Origin of the sequence: Phenylobacterium sp. (genome assembly GCF_031360265.1) — a bacterium.
Classification (GTDB): Bacteria; Pseudomonadota; Alphaproteobacteria; order Caulobacterales; family Caulobacteraceae; genus Phenylobacterium.
Genome location: NZ_JANMBF010000040.1, coordinates 1 through 19,714, shown reverse-complemented (window position 1 = coordinate 19,714; position 19,714 = coordinate 1). Strand labels below are relative to the sequence as shown.

General features: G+C 69.7%; 23 protein-coding genes and 1 pseudogene. 5 read left to right on the top strand and 19 right to left on the bottom strand.

The window, feature by feature from the left end:
- From RMN86_RS03600 to RMN86_RS03590, 3 genes are all read right to left on the bottom strand, one after another.
- Positions 1–470, bottom strand: a 470-nt coding sequence (locus RMN86_RS03600; RefSeq protein ID WP_309604459.1) for a NusA N-terminal domain-containing protein, incomplete at its 3' end; no start/stop codon positions are given.
- Positions 471–482: 12 nt separating this feature from the next.
- Positions 483–1,040: a ribosome maturation factor RimP gene (rimP, locus tag RMN86_RS03595; RefSeq protein ID WP_309604458.1), complete on the bottom strand. Its 558-nt coding sequence runs from the start codon at positions 1,038–1,040 to the stop codon at positions 483–485.
- A gap of 119 nt (positions 1,041–1,159) precedes the next feature.
- The gene (locus tag RMN86_RS03590) at positions 1,160–1,753 is read right to left on the bottom strand and encodes a hypothetical protein (RefSeq protein WP_309604457.1); all 594 of its coding nucleotides are present in this window, start codon (positions 1,751–1,753) and stop codon (positions 1,160–1,162) included.
- 385 nt (positions 1,754–2,138) lie between these two features.
- Between RMN86_RS03590 and RMN86_RS03585 the strand changes: the two genes are divergently transcribed.
- From RMN86_RS03585 to ppa, 3 genes are all read left to right on the top strand, one after another.
- Positions 2,139–2,336: a GIY-YIG nuclease family protein gene (locus tag RMN86_RS03585; protein WP_309604456.1), complete on the top strand. Its 198-nt coding sequence runs from the start codon at positions 2,139–2,141 to the stop codon at positions 2,334–2,336.
- Positions 2,291–2,467 carry a hypothetical protein gene (locus tag RMN86_RS03580; protein WP_309604463.1) on the top strand — a complete coding sequence of 59 codons (177 nt, stop codon included), beginning with the start codon at positions 2,291–2,293 and terminating at the stop codon, positions 2,465–2,467. Before RMN86_RS03585 ends, RMN86_RS03580 begins: the two co-directional genes overlap by 46 nt.
- A 70-nt stretch (positions 2,468–2,537) precedes the next feature.
- Positions 2,538–3,071 carry an inorganic diphosphatase gene (gene ppa, locus RMN86_RS03575; RefSeq protein WP_309604455.1) on the top strand — a complete coding sequence of 178 codons (534 nt, stop codon included), beginning with the start codon at positions 2,538–2,540 and terminating at the stop codon, positions 3,069–3,071.
- Here ppa and trmB read toward each other — a convergent pair.
- The 12 genes from trmB to RMN86_RS03515 all read right to left on the bottom strand — a co-directional run bounded on the left by trmB (position 3,053) and on the right by RMN86_RS03515 (position 13,764).
- A complete protein-coding gene (gene trmB / locus RMN86_RS03570; RefSeq protein ID WP_309604454.1) occupies positions 3,053–3,742 on the bottom strand; it encodes a tRNA (guanosine(46)-N7)-methyltransferase TrmB in 690 nt (229 codons plus the stop codon). The genes ppa and trmB overlap by 19 nt on opposite strands.
- A gap of 163 nt (positions 3,743–3,905) precedes the next feature.
- Positions 3,906–5,126 carry a methionine adenosyltransferase gene (metK, locus tag RMN86_RS03565; RefSeq protein ID WP_309604453.1) on the bottom strand — a complete coding sequence of 407 codons (1,221 nt, stop codon included), beginning with the start codon at positions 5,124–5,126 and terminating at the stop codon, positions 3,906–3,908.
- Between the two features lie 122 nt (positions 5,127–5,248).
- Positions 5,249–5,671, bottom strand: a complete 423-nt coding sequence (locus tag RMN86_RS03560; protein ID WP_309604452.1) for a helix-turn-helix transcriptional regulator — start codon at positions 5,669–5,671, stop codon at positions 5,249–5,251.
- Between the two features lie 57 nt (positions 5,672–5,728).
- Positions 5,729–7,288, bottom strand: coding sequence for an apolipoprotein N-acyltransferase (gene lnt, locus RMN86_RS03555; RefSeq protein WP_309604451.1), 1,560 nt, complete (start codon positions 7,286–7,288; stop codon positions 5,729–5,731).
- 29 nt (positions 7,289–7,317) lie between these two features.
- A complete protein-coding gene (locus tag RMN86_RS03550; protein ID WP_309604450.1) occupies positions 7,318–8,214 on the bottom strand; it encodes a hemolysin family protein in 897 nt (298 codons plus the stop codon).
- Between the two features lie 8 nt (positions 8,215–8,222).
- Complete coding sequence (ybeY, locus tag RMN86_RS03545; protein ID WP_405041306.1) at positions 8,223–8,804, bottom strand: rRNA maturation RNase YbeY; 582 nt, start codon at positions 8,802–8,804, stop codon at positions 8,223–8,225.
- Positions 8,801–9,766 carry a PhoH family protein gene (locus RMN86_RS03540; RefSeq protein ID WP_309604449.1) on the bottom strand — a complete coding sequence of 322 codons (966 nt, stop codon included), beginning with the start codon at positions 9,764–9,766 and terminating at the stop codon, positions 8,801–8,803. Before RMN86_RS03540 ends, ybeY begins: the two co-directional genes overlap by 4 nt.
- Positions 9,763–11,112, bottom strand: a complete 1,350-nt coding sequence (miaB, locus tag RMN86_RS03535) for a tRNA (N6-isopentenyl adenosine(37)-C2)-methylthiotransferase MiaB (RefSeq protein ID WP_309604448.1) — start codon at positions 11,110–11,112, stop codon at positions 9,763–9,765. Before miaB ends, RMN86_RS03540 begins: the two co-directional genes overlap by 4 nt.
- Positions 11,113–11,613: 501 nt before the next feature.
- Entirely contained in the window at positions 11,614–11,988 is a 375-nt protein-coding gene (locus tag RMN86_RS03530; RefSeq protein WP_309604461.1) for a Fur family transcriptional regulator, read from the bottom strand.
- Between the two features lie 74 nt (positions 11,989–12,062).
- The gene (locus tag RMN86_RS03525; protein ID WP_309604447.1) at positions 12,063–12,521 is read right to left on the bottom strand and encodes a GNAT family N-acetyltransferase; all 459 of its coding nucleotides are present in this window, start codon (positions 12,519–12,521) and stop codon (positions 12,063–12,065) included.
- Between the two features lie 10 nt (positions 12,522–12,531).
- Entirely contained in the window at positions 12,532–13,158 is a 627-nt protein-coding gene (tsaB, locus tag RMN86_RS03520) for a tRNA (adenosine(37)-N6)-threonylcarbamoyltransferase complex dimerization subunit type 1 TsaB (protein WP_309604460.1), read from the bottom strand.
- Between the two features lie 33 nt (positions 13,159–13,191).
- Positions 13,192–13,764, bottom strand: a complete 573-nt coding sequence (locus RMN86_RS03515) for a NifU family protein (protein WP_309604446.1) — start codon at positions 13,762–13,764, stop codon at positions 13,192–13,194.
- Positions 13,765–13,961: 197 nt separating this feature from the next.
- Here RMN86_RS03515 and glp point away from each other — a divergent pair, with 197 nt between their 5' ends.
- The gene (gene glp / locus RMN86_RS03510) at positions 13,962–15,152 is read left to right on the top strand and encodes a gephyrin-like molybdotransferase Glp (RefSeq protein ID WP_309604445.1); all 1,191 of its coding nucleotides are present in this window, start codon (positions 13,962–13,964) and stop codon (positions 15,150–15,152) included.
- A 23-nt stretch (positions 15,153–15,175) separates the two neighbouring features.
- Here the strand turns inward: glp and RMN86_RS03505 are convergent.
- Positions 15,176–15,997, bottom strand: a pseudogene (locus RMN86_RS03505) (XdhC family protein); the annotation flags it as partial.
- A 199-nt stretch (positions 15,998–16,196) separates the two neighbouring features.
- Here RMN86_RS03505 and RMN86_RS03500 point away from each other — a divergent pair.
- Entirely contained in the window at positions 16,197–17,072 is an 876-nt protein-coding gene (locus RMN86_RS03500; protein WP_309604444.1) for a bifunctional regulator KidO, read from the top strand.
- Here the strand turns inward: RMN86_RS03500 and RMN86_RS03495 are convergent.
- From RMN86_RS03495 to RMN86_RS03485, 3 genes are all read right to left on the bottom strand, one after another.
- On the bottom strand, positions 17,069–17,941 hold the full coding sequence (locus RMN86_RS03495) for a dienelactone hydrolase family protein (RefSeq protein WP_309604443.1): 873 nt from the start codon (positions 17,939–17,941) through the stop codon (positions 17,069–17,071). The genes RMN86_RS03500 and RMN86_RS03495 overlap by 4 nt on opposite strands.
- A 74-nt stretch (positions 17,942–18,015) precedes the next feature.
- The gene (ald, locus tag RMN86_RS03490) at positions 18,016–19,128 is read right to left on the bottom strand and encodes an alanine dehydrogenase (RefSeq protein ID WP_309604442.1); all 1,113 of its coding nucleotides are present in this window, start codon (positions 19,126–19,128) and stop codon (positions 18,016–18,018) included.
- A gap of 388 nt (positions 19,129–19,516) precedes the next feature.
- Positions 19,517–19,714 (bottom strand): hypothetical protein (locus RMN86_RS03485; protein WP_309604441.1); only part of this gene is annotated, 198 nt, incomplete at its 5' end.

Here is a 19,714-nt window from a genome sequence, read left to right as displayed (position 1 = left end):
CGGTCCTTGAACTCCTCGTACTGGCGCTCGCGCTCGGCCTCGCGGACCTTTCCGGTGACCACCTGGCGGGCCATCTGGGTCTGCACCCGGCCGAACTCGAAGGGCGGCAGGGTCTCCTCATAGGTCTTTCCGACCACGGCCTCCTTGTCGGTGCGCTTGGCGTCCGACAGGCGCAAGATCCCTTGCGGCTCCTCGGCCGGGGTCTCCTCGCCGTCCTCGCCCACCACCACGCCATAGTCGGCGTCGTCGGCGACCACGGTGATCACCCGAATGATGGCGACCTCGCCGGTCTTCTGGTCGATCTTCACCCGGATGTCGTGCTCGGCGCCGTAGCGCGAGCGGGCGCCTTTCTGGATCGCCTCCTCGATCGCCTCGATGACGATTTCGCGGTCGATGGACTTCTCGCGCGCCACGGCGTCGGCGATCTGCAGCAGCTCAAGCCGATTGGCGGAAATGCCGGTGAGGCTCATGGGGGTCTTCCCTTACTCGGACGTCGGTTGTTGAGAATTTTGCGGGTCGGATTGCAGTCGCGCCGCGCGCAGGTCGGCGCCGCGCTTCATCAGTCGATCGGAGAGCACCAGCTTGGCCTCGAGGATCCAGGAAAACGGGATCAGCGCGGTCTCGGCCTCCCCCTCCAGGTCGACGGCGACCTGGCCGTCATCCACGCCGGCCAGCACGCCCTTGAAGCGCTTTCGCCCCTCGGCAAGGCGGTCCAGCTCCAGGCGCGCCTCGTGGCCCTGATAGGTTTCGAAATCGATCAGCCGGGTCAGCGGCCGGTCGACGCCGGGAGAGGAGACCTCCAGCGTATAGTCGCCGGCGATCGGGTCGGCGGCGTCCATGATCTCGGAGATGGCGCGGCTGAGGCGGGCGCAGTCCTCGACGTTCATGTCGCCGTCGGACGGACGCTCAGCCATGATCTGCAGCCGCCGCGCATGCTCGCCGCCCATCAGGCGCAGGCGCACGATGGCGTAGCCCGCCGCCTCGGCCACGGGGTCGAGCAGCTCCAGCAGTCCCAGATCCTCGGCGGTTCTCCCGCGCATGGCCTTGGCCTAGCCTCCGGCAAAGAAAAGAGCGGCCGGGCCGGAGCCCGCCGCTCGTAGGCGCCTTACAGCGCTAACGGACGATGTTGAGGCAGATATAGGCCAGGGCGAGGGGTTTGTCAGCCCTCAAGCGACTCAGGCCGTTCGCGGCCGACCACTGCGGTAAGTTGCGCCCCGAGCCGGATGGCCTGCGGCGGCCCATCGCCCTCGACATCGAAGCGCACAACGGCATCCTCGCCGCTCGCCACGACGATGTCAGCCGCCTCGCCGCGATAAATCCATCCGGCATGTGGCGCGACGGGGGAAAGCGCCTCGCCGCCGCGAACGAAGCCGAGCGCCTGAAGCGCTTTTCCTGCCTCGTCTGGATCGGCGGCGGTCAGCCAGACGCGGCGCAGGGCGGCGCCCTGACCGGCCGGCCGATCATAGAGACCGCCGTTGAAGATAGGCGAGGCCCAAGCCTGCGGCTCGGTCGCGTAGTCGATCACGAACATGACCGATAGAATGCCCTGGTCGCGGCGAAATGAGAGCAGCGACCAAGGCGAGGCGTCGGGTTTCTCAGGCGGGTACTCCGCCCGCGCCCGCCAGCCCTGCCGCCCGGCCAGCGCCTCGGCATCGCCAATTTTTCCAGCAAGCCCGAGCAAGGCGCGACCCTCCTCTGGCGCCTGGTGCACGTCGAGGAACGGGCCGTTGGAGAAGCGCACGCCGCGCGCCACCCGACAACCCTCCGGCGCAAAACCCTCGAGGATCGGCAGGCCGGTTGTCTCGGAAATCCGCGAGAGCGCGCTGTCGCGATCGGTGGTCCAAACCGGGATGTGATCAATTTCGAATATCAGACAGGAGTCTCCTTCGCTCCTTGAACCTCACGGTCCGATGCGAGCCTGCGGGTCCCGGCGTGTCAAGGACGTGCTCTCTTTCGCGCCGCCACCCCCATGCCTTCTTCTTGCTCGTCATGGCCCGGCTTGTCCGGGCCACCCAGGATCGCGGGAGAACGGGATTGCCAAAGGTGGCGCCGCCGCGTTCTTTTTCTTCATCGCGGAGATCATAGGTCGCCCGGACAGGCCGGGCGATGACGAGCTTTTTGGGGAACTGGGGCGTGCTGTGAACGCGGTCTACATCATGGCCAGCCGCAAGCACGGCACGCTTTATGTGGGCGTGACCAGCGAACTCTTGAACCGCGCCGGTCAGCACCGCGAGGGCGCCATCGAGGGGTTCACCCGCCAGTACGGTGTGAAGCGGCTCGTCTGGTACGAATGGCACGACGGGATCGAGGCGGCGATCCATCGCGAAAACGACTGAAGAAGTACAGGCGCGAGTGGAAGATCAACCTCATCGAGCGCGACAATCCCGACTGGGACGACCTCTTCCCGCAATTCTTCATCGAGGACGGGCCGCTGGCGCACCTGCAACCCCGGGAAGCGCCGATGTAGCGACTTCCGTCGGTCGATCGAATGGTCCAAAGACCGCGCCATCCTCTTTGTGTGTTTGAAAGGCCCTCCCATGGACCTCTCCAAGATCCCCGTCGGCGTGAACCCGCCCTATGACGTCAATGCGATCATCGAGATCCCGCAGGGCGGCGAGCCGGTGAAATATGAGATCGACAAGGCGTCGGGCGCCCTCTTCGTCGACCGGTTCCTGCACACGGCGATGTTCTATCCGGGCAACTACGGCTTCATTCCGCACACCCTGGCCGACGATGGCGACCCGATGGACATCATCGTGGTGGGGCAAACGCCCGTCGTGCCTGGCGCGATCATCAGGGCGCGGCCGATCGGCTGCCTGATGATGACCGACGAGGCCGGGGGCGACGAGAAGGTGCTGGCGGTGCCGGTGGACGCGCTGCACCCGTTCTATACCGGCGTCGACAGCTGGCGCGCCCTGCCCAACATCCTGACCGAGCAGATCGCCCACTTCTTCCAGCACTACAAAGACCTGGAAAAGGGCAAGTCGGTGAAGATCAGCGGCTGGGCCGAGCCGGAGCAGACCGCCGACCTGATCCGCGCGGCGATCCAGCGCTACAAGACGGCGGGCTGACCCCGCAGGAAATCGAGGAATACCGGCGCGCAGTCGCCGAGGCGCTTTTCCTCATAGCGGGTGGTGATGTGGTCGGCGGGCGGCGCGCGCCAGTCCGACGCCTGGACCGCCGTCCACCGGAAGGCCGGGTTGGCCAGCACCAGCGCCAGCGCCCAGTCCACATAGTGCGCCACGTCGCTGGCGAAGCGCAGCCGGCCGCCGGGCTTCAGCAACCGCGCCAGGTCCGCCACGCTGTCGGCCTGGAGAATCCGCCGCTTGTGGTGGCGGGTCTTGGGCCATGGGTCGGGGAACAGCACGAAGACGCGGTCAAGGCTGGCGTCCGGCAGCCGGGCCATCAGCTCGCGGACGTCGCCGTCGAGGACGCGGACGTTGGTAAGGCCGGCCTCGTCGATGTGGCGAAGCGCGCTGGCCACCCCGTTCTGAAAGGGCTCGGCGCCGAGGACCAGAGTGTCTGGATGAAGCCCCGCCTGGGCGGCCATGTGTTCGCCGCCGCCGAACCCGATCTCCAGCCAGACCCCCGCGGCGCCCGGCATCAGCGCGCGCGGATCGAAGGCCCCTGATGGCGGCCGCAGGGCGGGCAGCAGGGTCTCCATCAGCGCCGCCTGGCGCGGCTTGATGGTCCGCGTCTTCAGCCGGCCGTAGGACCGCAGCGGGGGGTGGGACTGACGCATCTCACGCCTCCTCTAAACGTCATGGCCCGGCTTGTCCGGGCCACCCATGATCTCAGCGACGGGCGTCGGCACGAGCGGCGCCGCTGCGGTACCATCTCCGAACACGGAGATCATGGGTCCCCCGGACAAGCCGGGGGATGACGTGCAAGACGAACGTGAGGCCCTATGCAAGGCCCTTCAGGGCGTCGGCCAGGTCGGTGCGTTCCCAGGAGAAGCCGCCTTCGTTGTCGGGCTGGCGGCCGAAGTGGCCATAGGCCGCGGTGCGGGCGTAGATCGGCCGGTTGAGGCTGAGGTGCTCGCGGATCGCGCGCGGCGTGGCGCCGCCGATCATCTCCGGCAGGGCCAGTTCCAGCTTGGCGGGATCGATCTCGCCGGTCTCATGCAGGTCGACGTAGAAGCTGAGCGGCTGGGCCACGCCGATCGCGTAGCTGATCTGGATGGTGCATTTGCGCGCCAGGCCCGCGGCCACCACGTTCTTGGCGAGATAGCGGCAGGCGTAGGCGGCCGAGCGGTCGACCTTGGTCGGGTCCTTGCCGGAGAAGGCGCCGCCGCCGTGCGGGGCCGCGCCGCCATAGGTATCGACGATGATCTTGCGCCCGGTAAGGCCCGCGTCGCCGTCCGGCCCGCCGATCTCGAAGCGGCCGGTCGGGTTGACGTACCACCGGGTCTTGCGGGTCAGGAGGCCCGAGGGAAAGACGCCCTCGACGTAGGGGCGAATGGCCTGTTCGATGCGCTTGGGCGTGGCCATGTGCAGGCCGATGCGCTTCTTGTGCTGGGTGGAGACAACGATCTGCAGCACTTCCACAGGGCGGCCGTCCTCGTAGCGCAGGGTGACCTGGCTCTTGGCGTCGGGCTCAAGCACGCCGCACTCGCCCGAGTGGCGGACCTCGGCCAGCTTGCGCAGGATCTCGTGGCTGTACTGCAGGGTTGCCGGCATCAACGCCGGGGTCTCGTCGCAGGCATAGCCGAACATGATGCCCTGATCGCCGGCGCCTTCGTCCTTCTTGGCGCTGGCGTCGACGCCCATGGCGATCTCGGCCGACTGCGGGTGCAGGTGGCAGGCGAATTTCGCCTTGGCCCAGTGGAAACCCTTCTGCTCGTAGCCGATGTCCTTGATCGCCTGGCGCACCTTGGGCTCCAGGGATTTGACGATGTCGCGGGTGATCGCCTTGTTCTCGGCCTTGGACCCGCCGGGGCGACCGGCGCGGACTTCGCCCGCCAGCACGATGCGGTTGGTGGTGACCAGGGTCTCGCAGGCGACACGGGCTTCCGGCTCGACGCTCAGGAAGGCGTCGACCACCGTATCGGAAATGCGGTCGGCGACCTTGTCCGGATGGCCCTCGGAGACGCTCTCGGAGGTGAAGATATAGTTGGAACGGCTCAAGGCGCTGGCTCCGGCATGGGATCACCGCCGGGGACGTCCGGGCGGTCGCTCTACAAGGGCGGCAAGCCTATAAAGAATTCTTTATGTGACGCCAAGCGCGTGCGCTTTTCGGGCGTATTTGCTCAGGTTTCGGGCAAATCCGGCTCGCCAGCCATGGCGCGCACCAGGTCGAGAACCCGCCGACGCACCTTGCCCCTGGGGATTTTCGGGAAGATGGCGGCCAGTTCGATGCCCTCCGGCGTCATCAGGAAATCCTGCATCGACGCGCGCGGCAGGTTCGACCCCGGCGCTTCCACCGCGTCGCTGAGGCCCTCATAGAAATAGGCGATGCCGGTGGAAAGCGCGCGCGCGGTCTCCCAAAGCTTCGAGGCGCTGACCCGGTTGGTCGCCCGCTCGTACTTTTGCACCTGCTGGAAGGTCAGGCCGATGGACTCGGCCAGCTTCTCCTGACTGATCCCAAGTTCCTTACGGCGCATCCGGATGCGAAGGCCCACGTGCCGGTCCACCGGATTGGGGCCCTGATCGGTGTCCACGAGTTTGTCCATGCCGTCCCAGACTCAAGCCGCCGGACAGGCCGAAAGCCCGGAAGCCGCCTCAACAAATCAAGATCGGCGAACACGATAGGCCACCGCGGCCAGGGCGGACAAGAGCAGCATGACGGCCAAGGCGAGATCGCCGCCGCGGCTGAAGGGCGTCGGCGGCAGGGCGGCGGGCAACGCTGCGTCAATGACCCCAAAGCCGCCCAGGCCGATCCGTGCGCCGGGAAGGATGCGGCCATAGGCGTCGATCACCGCGGAGACGCCGGTGGGCGTGGCGCGGACGATCGGCAGGCCCTCCTCGATGGCGCGGTAGCTGGCGATGTTCAGGTGTTGCCAGGGTCCCGACCCGGCTCCGAACCAGGCGTCGTTGGAGACATTCAGGATCCAGGCCGGACGTCGACCCGCGCGCCGGGCGCTGGCGCGGGTGACACCGGGGAACAGCGCCTCATAGCAGATCAGCACCTGCACCGGCGCGAACCCCGGCAGAGCCAGGGGGCGCGAGGGCGGGCCGGCGCTGAAATCGTCGGGCATGTGCACGAGGCTGCGGAACCCGACCTTCGTCGCCAGGTCGCCGGAGGGCATATATTCGCCGAACGGCACCAGGTGATGCTTGTCATAGACGCCGGTGACCCGCAGCGCGTCGGCGTCGCGCCGGAAGGCGACGAGGCTGTTGAAGTAGCGGGTCTGCCCGCCCGCTCCGGCCTGCGCGCGGTTGGCGCCCATCAGCAGGGTCTGGCCGGGCGCGATGGCGGCGGCGAGCCGCGCGGCATAGGGCGAGCCCGGTGCGAGCAGGTCGTCGATCACGGCCGGCAGGGCGCCCTCCGGCCAGATGACGATAGCCGGCGCGGTGGCGGCCGGGCGGCGGGTCAGGTCGACGTAGGTCTGCAGAACCAGGCTGAGGTTCTCCGGCTTCCACTTGTCCTTCTGGTCGATGTTGGCCTGCACCACGCGGATGACCGGCGCGCCGGCGAGCGGCCTCGCCGCGCCGGCCAGACGGTGGAGCCCGAAGCCGTAGAGGCCAGCCAGGGCGAGCGCGGCGCAGGCCAGGGCGACAAGCCGGTCCCGCGAGGGCGCCTTGCGCAGCAGCAGGGCAGGGGCGGCGGCGACGGCCACGGTGATCCAGGTCAGGCCATAGGCGCCGACGAGGGCGGCGGCCTGCGACGGGGCCGAGCCCGCCCGCCAGGTCTCGCCCGGCAGGTCCCAGGGAAAGCCGGTGAGCACATGGCCGCGCAGCCACTCGAAACCCGCGAGACAGCCGGCGAAGAGCAGCACGGAGGCTGCGCCGCGCGGCCTGAGCCAGCGATAGAGCCCCGCCGCGCCCGCCCAGAACAACGCCAGGCCTGCGGCCATCAGCACCAGGGCGAAAGGCGCCATCCAGCCCTGTTCACGCGCGTCGACCATGAACGGCTCGGTGATCCACCAGACCGCCACGGCGAAATAGCCCACCCCGCCCAGCCACCCGCGCAGCAGGGCCGACCACACAGGCCTGTCGCCCTCGGCGTCGATCAGCGCCAGCAGCAGGGCATAGCCCAGCAGCCCGGGCAGGACCCCGAACGGCGGGTGCGCCAACCCGGCCGCGGCGCCCGACAGCAACGCCAGCGCGCGGCCCGTCCATCCCCGCATCCAGTCTCTTGACCCGGTCATCGGTGGCGTCAGGCCGGCGGCGCGGCGTCGACCGTCATGCGGCGCACCCTGACGCGCTTCACCCGGCGCGGGTCGGCAGCGAGCACCTCGAGGGTGAAGCCGCCCGGATGGACGATGGTCTCGCGCCGCTGAGGCACATGGCCGGCCAGGGCGTTGACCAGACCGGCGACGGTGTCGATCTCTTCGTCCAGGTCGGGCGGCGCCAGATCGACGCCCTCGCCCAGCGCGGCCTCCAGGCCCTGGAGCGGGGTGCGCCCATCGACCACCCAGCCGTCGGCGTCCTGGGTGATCGGCGAGAATCCGTCGTCGGCCGCGTCGTCGTGCTCGTCGGCGATCGCGCCCACCAGGGTCTCCAGCAGATCCTCCAGCGTCACCAGGCCGTCGGTGCCGCCGAACTCATCGATCACCAGCGCCATGTGGGTCTGCCGCGCGCGCATCTGGCCCAGGAGTTCGGAGGCGCGCATGGAGGCCGGCACATAGAGCACCGGCCTGACAAGGTTGTGACGACCGATCAGCACCCGGTCGGCGGGCTGGGGTTTGCGCGCCTTGCGGGCCAGGAGCTTGAAGACGTCCTTGACGTGGACCACGCCCACCGGTTCGTCGAGGGTCTCCTTATAGACCGGCATGCGACTGTGCTCGGCCTCGACGAAGCGAGCGACCAGTTCGGAGAACGGGCAGTCGCAGGCCACGGCGACGATGTCGGCGCGCGGCTGCATGACGTCATCGACGCGCAGGTCCTGGAAGGCGCGGGCCTGGCTGACCAGTTCACCGGTGGCCGCGGTCGGCGGCTCCGGCGCCTGCGGGTCGGGCGCGGCGGCGCGCTGGCGCAGCCGGTCGAACAGCGACAGCACGCCCCAGCCCTTGCGGGGGGTTTCGGGTCCGGGCGCGGGCGCGGCGTCGGCCATGATCTCCCTCAGCCAGCCTCATAGGGATCGGCGATCCCCAGTCCGGCCAGGATAGCGCGCTCGAGACCCTCCATCGCGGCGGCCTCGTCGTCGCGGATGTGATCATAGCCCAGAAGGTGCAAGACCCCATGGGCCACGAGGTGCTGAAGATGATGCGCAAGGGATTTGCCCTGGTCGGCGGCCTCGCGGGCGCAGACGCCGTGGGCCAGGGCGACGTCGCCGAGGAACCGTTCCGGGTTGGCCGGAGCCGGGAAGCTGAGCACGTTGGTCGGCCTGTCCTGGCCGCGGAAGCGCGCGTTGAGGTCACGCACGGTCTCGTCATCGGTGAGCAAGATGGTGACATGGCGCTCAAAAGCCCTCTCCCCCTTGCGGGGAGAGGGTTGGGTGTGGGCGTGTGCGCTCCGGATAGCAGGACGGACGCCGGCAGTCGGCGGATCGCCCCCGAACGCGGCGCTGGCGCCCCCACCCCCGACCCCTCCCCGCGAGGGGGAGGGGAGCAGGAGCGCAGCTTTGCCTGCCACCTGCACCAGCCCCACGGCGTCGGGCAGCGCCCGGGTCCAGGCCGGATCCTCGATCTCGACGTCGATCAAAGGGAGCGCCTGGACTCCGACCCGACGGTCTTGGCCGCGTCGGCGTCGTAGGCGCGGACGATGCGCTCCACCAGGGGGTGGCGGACCACGTCGGCGGCGGTGAAGCGGATGATGTCGATGCCCTTGACGCCCTCCAGCAGGCCGACAGCGTGGGCCAGGCCGGAATCGCGCGGATTGACCAAGTCGATCTGGGTCGGGTCGCCGGTGACCACCATGCGCGCGCCCTCGCCCAGCCGGGTCAGCACCATCTTCATCTGCAGGCGGCTGGTGTTCTGCGCCTCGTCGACGATAACAAAGGCCTGGCTGTGCGTGCGGCCGCGGAGGTAGGCGTTCGGGGCGACCTCGATCTCGCCCTTGTCGCGGCGGCGCCGCAGCTGCTCGGCGCCCAGGATGTCGGTCAGCGCCTCCCAGACAGGGGCCATATAGGGATCGACCTTCTCGCCGAGGTCGCCGGGCAGGAAGCCCAGCCGCTCGCCCGCCTCGACGGCGGGGCGCGAGACGATCAGCCGGTCGACCTCGCCGCGCAGCAGCAACCCCGCGCCGTGCGCCACCGCCAGGAAGGTCTTGCCGGTGCCGGCCGGACCCAGGCCGAACACCAGTTCGTTGCGAGCCAGCGCCTGCAGATAGTCGGCCTGCATGGCGGTCTTCGGCGCCACCTGGCCGCGACGGCCCACCGGCAGGTTTCCAGGGCCGGGCGCGCCGGTCCGCGCATTGCCGATGGCCACGCGGACGTCGGCCTCGGCGATCTCCAGGCCCTGGTCGGCGCGCGTGGCGATGGCCTGAACGGCCTGCTTGGCCTGGGCGCGGCTCTTGGCGTCGCCGGACAGCGAGACCCCGCCGCCGGGGGTTTCCAGCAGCACCCCGAAGGCGTCCTCGATCAGGGCGGCGTGGCGGGAGTTGGCGCCGGCCACCGCGCGGGCGGCGGCGTCGGTAAGCGTGATGAATTCCGGGGCGCGGCTCAAGCGGGCTCCAACTGTGGCTGCACGAGCGCGCCGGCCAGGCTCATCCTGGCGGCCGCCTCGATCCGCACCGGAACGATCTGGCCGATCAGACGATCCGGGGCCAGCGCATGGACGGCCTGCAGATAGGGGCTGCGGCCGATCAGCTGGCCGGGGTGGCGGCCCTTGCGCTCGAACAGCACCGGCAGGATCCTGCCCACCTGGCTCTCGTTGAAGGCGCGGGCCTGGGCGTCCAGCAGGGCGTTGAGGCGGGCCAGCCGCTCATCCTTCACCGCCTCGGCCACCTGGCCCGGCATGGCGGCGGCGGGCGTGCCGGGGCGGCGCGAGTATTTGAAGCTGAAGGCCCCGGCGTGGCCGACCTCGCGGACCAGGGCCAGGGTGGCCTCGAAATCCGAGTCCCGTTCGCCGGGGAAGCCGACGATAAAGTCGCCGGAGATGGCGATGTCGGGCCGCGCCGCGCGGATCGCCTCGATGGTCGTCAGGTAACTCGAAGCCGTGTGGGCGCGGTTCATGGCCTTGAGGATGCGGTCCGAGCCGGACTGCACCGGCAGGTGCAGATAGGGCATCAGCTCGGCCACCTCGCCGTGGGCGGCGATCAGGGCCGCGTCCATGTCGCGCGGATGGCTGGTGGTGTAGCGGATGCGGTCGAGGCCGGGGATCTTCGCCAGACGCCGGACCAGCCCGGCCAGCCCGCCTGCTCCCGAATAGGCGTTTACGTTCTGGCCCAGCAGGGTGACCTCGCGCACGCCCTGGGCGGCCAGATCGCGGGCCTCTGCCTCGATGGCGTCGGGCGCCCGCGAATATTCGCCGCCGCGCGTATAGGGCACCACGCAGAAGGTGCAGAACTTGTCGCAACCCTCCTGCACCGTCAGGAAAGCGGTGACGCCGGTGGGCCGGCGCTCCGGCAGCGCATCGAACTTGGCCTGGGGCGCGAAGTCGGCGGCCAGCCGCTCGCCCCGGGCGCGGTGGGTGCGGGCGATCAGCTCGGGCAACTGGTGATAGGCCTGCGGGCCGACCACCAGGTCCACGGCCGGCTGGCGGCGCATGATCTCCTCGCCCTCGGCCTGGGCGACGCAGCCGGCGACCGCGATGGTCATGACGGAGCCGTCCTCGGCGGCCCGGGCCTGTTTGAGTTCCTTCAGCTTGCCAAGCTCGGAATAGACCTTCTCGGTGGCCTTCTCGCGAATGTGGCAGGTGTTCAGCACCACCAGGTCGGCCTGGTCGGGCGTATCGGTCATGGCATAGCCCAACGGGGCCAGCACATCGGCCATCCGCTCGCTGTCATTGACGTTCATCTGACAGCCGTAGGTCTTGATGAAGAGGCGCTTGGTGAGCGCGGGCGCGGACATGGCTGGGTTATGGGGTTGCGGCGTGGGCGGTGCAAGTTCGGCAGTCTATTAGCGCATGCTACAGATCGACCGAGGTCGATGCTTCGGAGAATGTCCGTGTGGCTTAACCCGCTGTCCAATCTGATGAGTTTGCTCTCGCTCGCAGCAGGCCTGTCGGGTGGACTCGCTGCGGGTTGGTGTGTTGGGTCAACGCGCTGGTCGAACAGGGCTCTACGGCTTTGCCTTTCCGGACTTGGGACCGTCATCGGCTATCTGTTTGCCGGATTGGCGCTCATGACATTTGGGTGGTTCGGCGCTTTTGCGGGGTACGCTATCAATGGCTGGATCGGCAGATCGATAGATCAAGTCATGGTGGTGTCCGTAACGGTGGCGATAAGCGTTGCCTTCGGTTGCGCGCTCTCAGCGGCCATCGTTTGCGGCGTGTGCTTGGTTGCCATCCAAGGCGCACGGGCAGCAAAGAAAAGGTTACCGCTGAGGTAACGCAATACCTAACTTGAAACTCTACGTCTCTTCGATCGGCATGCCGTAGAGTTCCAGCCGGTGGTCCACCAGGCGGTAGCCGAGCTTGCGGGCGATGGCTTCCTGAAGGGCCTCGATCTCGGCGTCGACGAATTCGACGACCTGGCCGGTCTTCATGTCGATCAGGTGGTCGTGATGGGTCTCGGGGTGCTCCTCATAGCGCGAGCGGCCGTCGCGGAACTCGTGGCGGGTGATGATGCCGCTTTCCTCAAACAGGCGGACGGTGCGGTAGACCGTGGCGATGGAGATGTGCGGATCGACGGCGTGGGCGCGGCGGTGCAGTTCCTCGACGTCGGGATGATCGTGCGCCTCGGAGAGTACGCGCGCGATCACCCGGCGCTGCTCGGTCATGCGCATGCCCTTCTCGACGCAGAGCTTTTCGATGCGGTCCGACACGAGCGGGCTTCCAACTCCTGGGTTCAATCCTAGGTCTAGGCGGCGGCGCGCGTCAGGTCGAGGCGCATCACCAGGGCGTCGGTGGTTCCGGCTGGGCCACGGTCATAATAGGCCTTGCGCAGGCCGGCGCGGGCAAAGCCCATCAGTGCGTAAAGGGTGATGGCGGCGTCGTTGTCCACCGCGACCTCGAGGAAGGCCGACGCCGTGCCGGCCTGGCGCGCGACATCGAGCGCCGCGAGCATCAGGGCCAGGGCGACGCCGCGCCGCCGCGCCGGCGGGGCGACGCCTACCGTCAGCACCTCCACCTCGCCACCGGCCATGCGGCAGAGGATCACGCCCAGGGCCTCGTCGGCATCGTCGGCGAGGAAGCCATAGATACCCTCGCCCTCCAGCAGGTCCTCGAACTCGTCCTCGCGCCACGGCCTGTCAAAGGCCAGGGCGTGGGCGACAGCCATGGCTTCGCATTCCGCGGCGGTGGCGCGCACCAATCTCATGGGGCCAGCCTCACGCCGGCAGCCTGGCGTCGGGCGCGCGCAGGTAGAGCGGCCGCAAGGGACCGGGCTGGCGGCCGGCGGCCAGGCGCGCGACCTGCCGCGCGTCGGCGCCCTCAGCGTCGATCACCATGGCCCCGCGCGCCAGATCGGCCAGCAGGGGCGCCCCGGAACCGACCAGGGTGAATGGCCGGCCCAGGGACAACTCGGCGATCCGCGCCGCCGCGGTCTCGGCGCTGACGGCGTCGGGCGCCATCAGGGCGCGGCCGTCCTCGAACGCCTGCAGATAGACCTGGCCCCGGCGCGCGTCGATCACCGGGAACACCAGGCCGGAGCCCTCGGCGGCCAGGGCCTCCAGCGTGCCGATCCCCACCGCCGGGAGGTCGAGCGCCAGGGCCAGGCCCTTGGCGAAGGCGATGCCGACGCGCAGGCCGGTGAACGATCCCGGTCCGACGGTGACGGCAATCCGGGCCAGCCGGTCGAAGCCTATGCCCGCCCGCGCCATCACGTCGCGCGCCATCGGGGCCAGCCGCTCCTGATGGCCGCGCGCCATCACCTCGCGCGCCGAGCCCAGCATGCGCTCACCCTCAAGGACAGCGACGGAACAGCTGGAAAGGCAGGTGTCGAGCCCGAGCACGATCATCGGGCGGCGCTACACGATCCGGATAGCGGCTTAAAGAACTTGTTCGACCCCGGTGACCTCGGGAACATAATGCTTGAGCATGTTCTCGACCCCGGCCTTCAGCGTCGCCGAGGAGGACGGGCAGCCCGAGCAGGCGCCGCGCATGTTCAGATAGACCACCCCGGTGCGTTCGTCGAAGCGCGAGAACAGGATGTCGCCGCCGTCCTGGGCCACGGCCGGGCGGATGCGGGTGTCGAGCAGATCCTTGATCTCGGCGACCACCTGGGCGGTCTCGCCCTCATAGACGCCCTCGTCATGGCCTCCGGCCGCGTCATCTGCACCGGCGAACAGCGGCTGGCCGGAGGTGAAGTGATCCATGATCGCCGCCAGGATCGGCGCCTTCAGGTGCGCCCAGTCGTGGGCCTCGCCCTTGCCGACAGTCAGGAAGTCCGGGCCGAAGAACACCCGGGTGACGCCCTCGATATCGAACAGCTCTACGGCCAGGTGCGAGACGGCGGCGGCCTCGGGGTCGCGGAAGTCGCGGGTGCCTTCGCCCATGACATCGCGTCCGGGCAGAAATTTCAGCACTTCCGGGTTCGGCGTGGCTTCGGTCTGGATGAACATGGGGCAGATGTGGCGTGCTGGAGAGAAGGATGCAAGTTCACTGTCATCCCTCTCCGTTTCGGGGAGGGTGACGAAGCGAAGCCGAGACGGGTGGGGCCGCGTGGGCCAATGTGCTGAGTCAGTGCTTGGACGCGATTCCTCCACCGTGATCGCTGCGCGATCTGTCCCTCTCCTCAATGTATGGACCGGAATAAGAGATGAAGCTTCTCCCCGTCGATGACGCCCGCGCCGCCATGCTGGCGGAGATCGCGGTCCTGCCGGCGCAGCGTGTGCCGCTGGCGCGGTCGATCGGCCGGGTGCTGGCCGAGGATGTCGCTGCGGTGCGTGACCAGCCGCCGTTCGCGGCCTCGGCCATGGATGGCTGGGCGATGCGCGGGGCCGACACGCCGGGCGCCCTGCGGATCGTCGGCGAGAGCGCCGCGGGTCACGGCTATGAGGGCTCGGTCGGCGCGGGCGAGGCGGTGCGGATCTTCACCGGCGCGGCCCTGCCGGACGGCTGCGACGCCATCGTCATCCAGGAGGACGCCCAGCGGGAGGGCGACACGGTGCGCGTGCCGCGGGTTGCGGCGGGTCACTACGTCCGACCAGCCGGCGGCGACTTCAAGGCCGGCGCGGCATTGCTGGCGAGGGGCCAGCGGGTCGACCCCTGGCGGCTGTCGCTGGCGGCCTCGGCCGGGCTGGCCGAGGTGGCGGTCCACGCCCGGCCCCGCGTGGCGCTGATCTCCACCGGCGAGGAGATCGTCGAGGCGCCGGCAACGCCCGGACGCTATCAGATCTACGACTCCGGGGTCCCGGCGATCGCCGCGATGATCGAGGGCTGGGGCGGGCTGGCGCTGCGCGCCCGGCCGGTGCGCGACGACCTCGACGCGGTGATCGAGGCGCTCCGCGCCGCCGAGGCGGATCTGATCGTCACCGTGGGCGGGGCTTCGGTGGGCGACCACGACCTGGTGCGCGCGGCCGCCCAGGCGCTCGGCCTGTCGCTGCGCGTCGAAAGCGTCGCGGTGCGGCCGGGCAAGCCGACCTTCTTCGGAGTGCTGGGCGATGGCCGCCGGCTACTGGGGCTGCCGGGCAACCCGGCCTCGGCCTTTGTCTGCGCCGAGATGTTCCTGCACCCCATCGTCAACGCCTATCAGGGAGCCCCCAGCGCACCGGCGACGATCGCCGCGCGGCTGGCCAGTGACCTGGCGGCCAACGGCCCGCGCGAACACTGGCTGCGGGCCAAGCTCAGCTATGCCGACGGCTCGGTGACCGTGCGGCCCTATGGCGATCAGGATTCGTCGCTGGTCAGTGTCTTTGCCCTGTCCGACGCCCTGCTGCGCCGGCTGCCGGGGGCGGAAGCCGCGTCGGCCGGAACCGCCGTCGAGGTGCTGCCGCTGGCGCGCGCATAGCGCAGGGCCATGATCTCACCGATCACCGAGACCGCGACCTCCCAGGGCGCCTTGCCGCCGATGTCGAGGCCGATCGGCGCGCGCAGCTTGGTGAAATCGGTCTCGGGCGCGCCCTCCGCGCGCAGCGGCGCGAGTCGGTCGGCGATCCTGCGCCGGGCGCCCAACAGGCCGACATAGCTCGCCGCCGACGGCAGGGCCGCGCGCAGGGCCGCGCGATCGGTCTCCAGGTCGTGGGTGGCGATGGCGATGGCGGTCCAGGCGTCGACGCCGACGGCGGCGAAGGCGGCTTTCGGCTCATCGCGGCGGTAGCCGACGCCGGGGATCGGCGGGCCGTCCGGGGGCCCCTTGGGTCGCACCAGGGTGGTTTCGAACTCGCTTTGCGCGCCCAGCTGGGCGATGGCCAGGGCCGTGGGGTCGCCACCGACCACGATCAGCCGCGGAACCGGATCGTGCCGGCGCACCAGCCGCGCTTCGGGCCAGGGTTCGACCTCCGTCCCGCACAGGCGGGTCACGCCGTCGCTGACCCAGACCACTGGGCGTCGCTCAAGCCGGGCGGCCAGCAGCTGGCTGAGCGCGGGATCGTCGGCGGCGACGCGTTCGATGAAGATCTCGATCCGCGCGCCGCAGAGCAGCTGGATATCCGGCCAGGGGCTGCCCTGGCCATAGACCAGGGTGCGTGGGACGCCGTCCGTCAGGCAGGCGAAGGCGTGGTCGGCCACGTCGGATTCCACGCAGCCGCCGGAGAAGTAGCCGGCGGTGATCCCGGGCGCGAAGACCATCTGGGTCCCGACCGGCCGGGGACCGCCGCCCTCCACCCCCACCAGGGTCGCCAGCGCGCAGGCCACGCCCGCCTCGCACGCCTGGCGCAGGGCCGGCCTCACGTCGTCGGTCAGGCCGAACAGGGGCCACTCGGGCAGGGACCGTCTCGCGGAGTCTGGCACGTCAGGAATTTAACCCCTCGGAAACGCCCTGGATACGAGTTCTTAGGCATCCTTGTCCCAAGATGGCGGCTCATAGGGACTGCTCCAAGCCTCAGCCGCATCCATGACCTCACCGATCAACAAGCTGGGCCTCGGCTCCGGGCAGTTCGGCCTCGATCAGCAGGTCGGCGCGCGTGGCCGCCCGCGCGACGCCGAAGCCCGCGAAATCCTGGCCATCGCCGCCCGGTCCGGCCTTGGCGTGCTGGAGGTGGGTCGCCACCCGAGCGCCGCCGAAATCACCCTGGGCCAGGTGCTGCCCAAACCCAATCCGTTCCGCCTCACCGTCACCACCGTGCGCCCCGATCGCGGCGCCGACTTCGCCGAGGCCGAGATCCGCGCCCAGTTCGCCCGGCTGGGCGTCGCCAGCGTCGATGCGATCCTGGCGCCCTCAGCCACCGACCTGTTCAGCCCGCATGGCCCCGAGCTCTGGGACCGCCTGCGCAAGCTCAAGGACGCGGGGCTGTGCAAGAAGATCGGGGTCTCGGTCTACGCCTCCGACGATCCGGTGGGCCTGGCGCGGCGGTTCAAGCCGGACGTGGTGCAGGCCCCGGCCTCATTGCTGGACCAGCGCCTCCTGATCGACGGCACGCTGGCTGAGCTCGCGGGTTCGGGAATCGAGGTGCACCTGCGTTCGATCTTCCTCAACGGCCTGCTGTTCCTGCCGCCCGACCGGGCGCCCAACCATCTGAAGGCCGCCGCCGGCCGGATCAGCCGCGCGCGCCGGCTGATCGCCGAGGGCCGGTCCGATCCGTTGCAGGCCGCGCTCGGGTTTGCGCTGTCGCGGCCGGAGGCGTCGCAGGTGCTGGTGGGCGTGGCCTCGGCCGCCGAGATGTCCGCCGTGGTCGCCGCCGCCATGAGCCCGCCCCCGGACCTCGACTGGGACGAGATGGCGCTCGATGACCCCGTGGCGCTCGACCCCCGCGCCTGGGCCGCGGCCTAGACCAGCGCCGTCCTGTAGAGCGCCGACAGCTCGGTCCACGCGCGCTCCGCGCCGGCCTCGTTGTAGACGGCGCTGCCCTTGACGCACCAGCCGTGGGCGCAGCCGTCATAGACCTCGACCTTGCCGGGAACCTTGGCCGCGGCGAAGGCCGCCTTCAGCACATCCTTGGCGTCGGGCTGGGCCTTGTCGTCGTTGTCGGCGACGGCAGTGTAGACCGCAGCTTTCATCTTCGGGATCAGGTTGTGCGGGCTGGTCGGATCGGCGTGGTCCTTCATCACCAGCCCGCCGCCGTGGAACGTCGCCGCCGCGCCGACCCGGCCGGGGACCTTCGCCGCCGTCCGATAGGTCAGCGGACCGCCCATGCAATAGCCCTGCACGCCCACCTTCTTCTTGCGATTGGTCTGCGGCTGGGCGTCGAGGAAGGCGATATAGGCCTCGGCGTCACGGTCGATCCCGTCATTGGTCATTGCCTGGCGATAGCCCATCACCCGGGCGCGATCCTCAGGCTTGCTGAAGTCGAAGCCGGGGGTCGCCACCACACCGTGCGCCGAGCGGTAGAAGGGGTTGGGGACCAGCACCACATAGCCCTGGCTGGCCAGCCGGCGACCCATGTCGCGGAAGGCGGGTCGCAGACCGGCGATATCGGTACAGATCAGCACCGCGGGCCAGGTCCCCTTGCCGGTGGGATAGAACAGCGCCGCGTCGGCCGCGCCGTCGGCGGTCTGCACGGTGACGTCGGTCTCCGTGACGCCGGTCTGCGCGTGGGCGGCGGAGCCCAGACCGGCCACGGCGGCGGTCATCAGGCCAAAGGTCCGGCGCGAGACGCTGGGATCGTGAATCAGGCCTACGTGGATGTCGTCGTCGCACATGTCGCGATCCTCCGGTTCTTCGCCGCGAAAGGGTGGCCGCCAGTGTTGCGGGGTTATTTCCGAAAGGACAGCCCCTAAGTCCAGGCCCCGTAAGGGTCAACGAAGGGTTTGCCGAGCGCTTCGGCGACGGCGGGATGGGTGAGCTGGCCCTTCAGCACATTGAGGCCGCGCGCCAGGTGCTTGTTCCGGGTGAGGGCGCCCAGGCCCTGGTCGGCCAGCTGCAGGCCGAACGACAAGGTGGCGTGGACCAGGGCCTCCGACGAGGTGCGGGGCGCGGCGCCTGGCATGTTGGCCACGCAATAGTGGACGACGCCGTCGACGGTGTAGGTCGGGTCCGCATGGGTGGTCGGCCGGCTGGTCTCGAAACAGCCGCCCTGGTCGATGGAGACGTCGACCAGCACCGAGCCCGGCTTCATCTTCGCAAGATCGGCCTTACGGATCATCTTCGGGGCCGAGGCGCCGGCGGTCAGCACCGCGCCGATCACCACGTCGGCCTTGAGAATCTCCTCGTCCACCGCATCCTGGGTGGAATAGCGGGTCAGGATGCGGCCCTGGAACATGTTGTCGAGCTCGCGCATGCGCGGGATCGAACGCTCGACGATCACCACCTCGGCGCCCAGGCCCGCGGCCATCCGCGCGGCGTTCATGCCGACCACCCCGCCGCCCAGCACGACGATGCGGGCGGGCGGCACGCCGGGCACGCCGGAGAGCAGGAGGCCCATGCCGCCGTTGTGCTTGAGCAGGGTCTCGCCGGCGGAGAAGACGGCGATCCGGCCGGCCACTTCGGACATGGGCGCTAAGAGCGGCAGGCCGCCCGCCGCGTCAGTCACCGTCTCATAGGCGATGGCCGCGCAGCCCGACGCCAGCAGGCCGTCGGCCTGGGCCGGATCGGGCGCCAGGTGCAGATAGGTGAAAAGGATGTGTTTGTCGGTCAGCCGCGCCCACTCCACCGCTTGCGGCTCCTTGACCTTGACGATCAGCTCGGCGCCGGAGAACACGGCCGCCGCGTCGGCGACGATCTTCGCGCCCGCACGCCGGTAAGCCTCGTCGGGATAGCCCGCGCCCGCGCCGGCGGTCTTCTCGACGATCACCTCGTGGCCGTGACTGACATATTCGCGCACAGCTGTGGGGGTGAGGCCGACGCGATATTCGTCCGGCTTGATTTCACGGGGCACGCCGACGCGCATGGAAGCCTCCTTCGGGGTGGGATCTTGCTTGACGGCCAGGGTCTGAGGGCAGGCGCTCCTTTCGTCAACCGCAGACTGCGAGCCAGGCTTCGGCGGACGGAACCGGCGGCCTGGAGTCAGCCCGGCGACCCCGACGCCTCTGGCCCTGACCCGGCCGACGCCACCCTCGGCGGACGTCGCCGGGGGCGCCGAACTCTGCATGGAATGCCCCACAATTCCCCTGCCATCCCGGCCGCAAGCCTGCGCCCGCAGGTTGGAGAGCCGGGACCCTGGGGCCAACGCAAGCGGCTCTGGCTCCCGGATCGGCTTTTCAGCCGTCCGGGATGACAGAGTTTTGGTGTTCGGGAGTTCTGGAAGTTGCTGAGGCGCGGTCGCGGGGACCCGCCGATCAGGAGGTGTCGGCGGGCGGCGGCGGGGCGTCGTGGCCGTTGGGGCGCGCGCCCGGGGTAGGGCCAGGCTCCGGCGGCGCGGCCGAGGCCACAGCCTTGTGCGGCGCCAGCACGGCGTTGGCCCTGGCGGCTTCCACCGCGAGCTCTTCGCAGAGCCGGGCGATCAGCTGGTCGGGGTCGAGGTCGAGGAAGTCCTC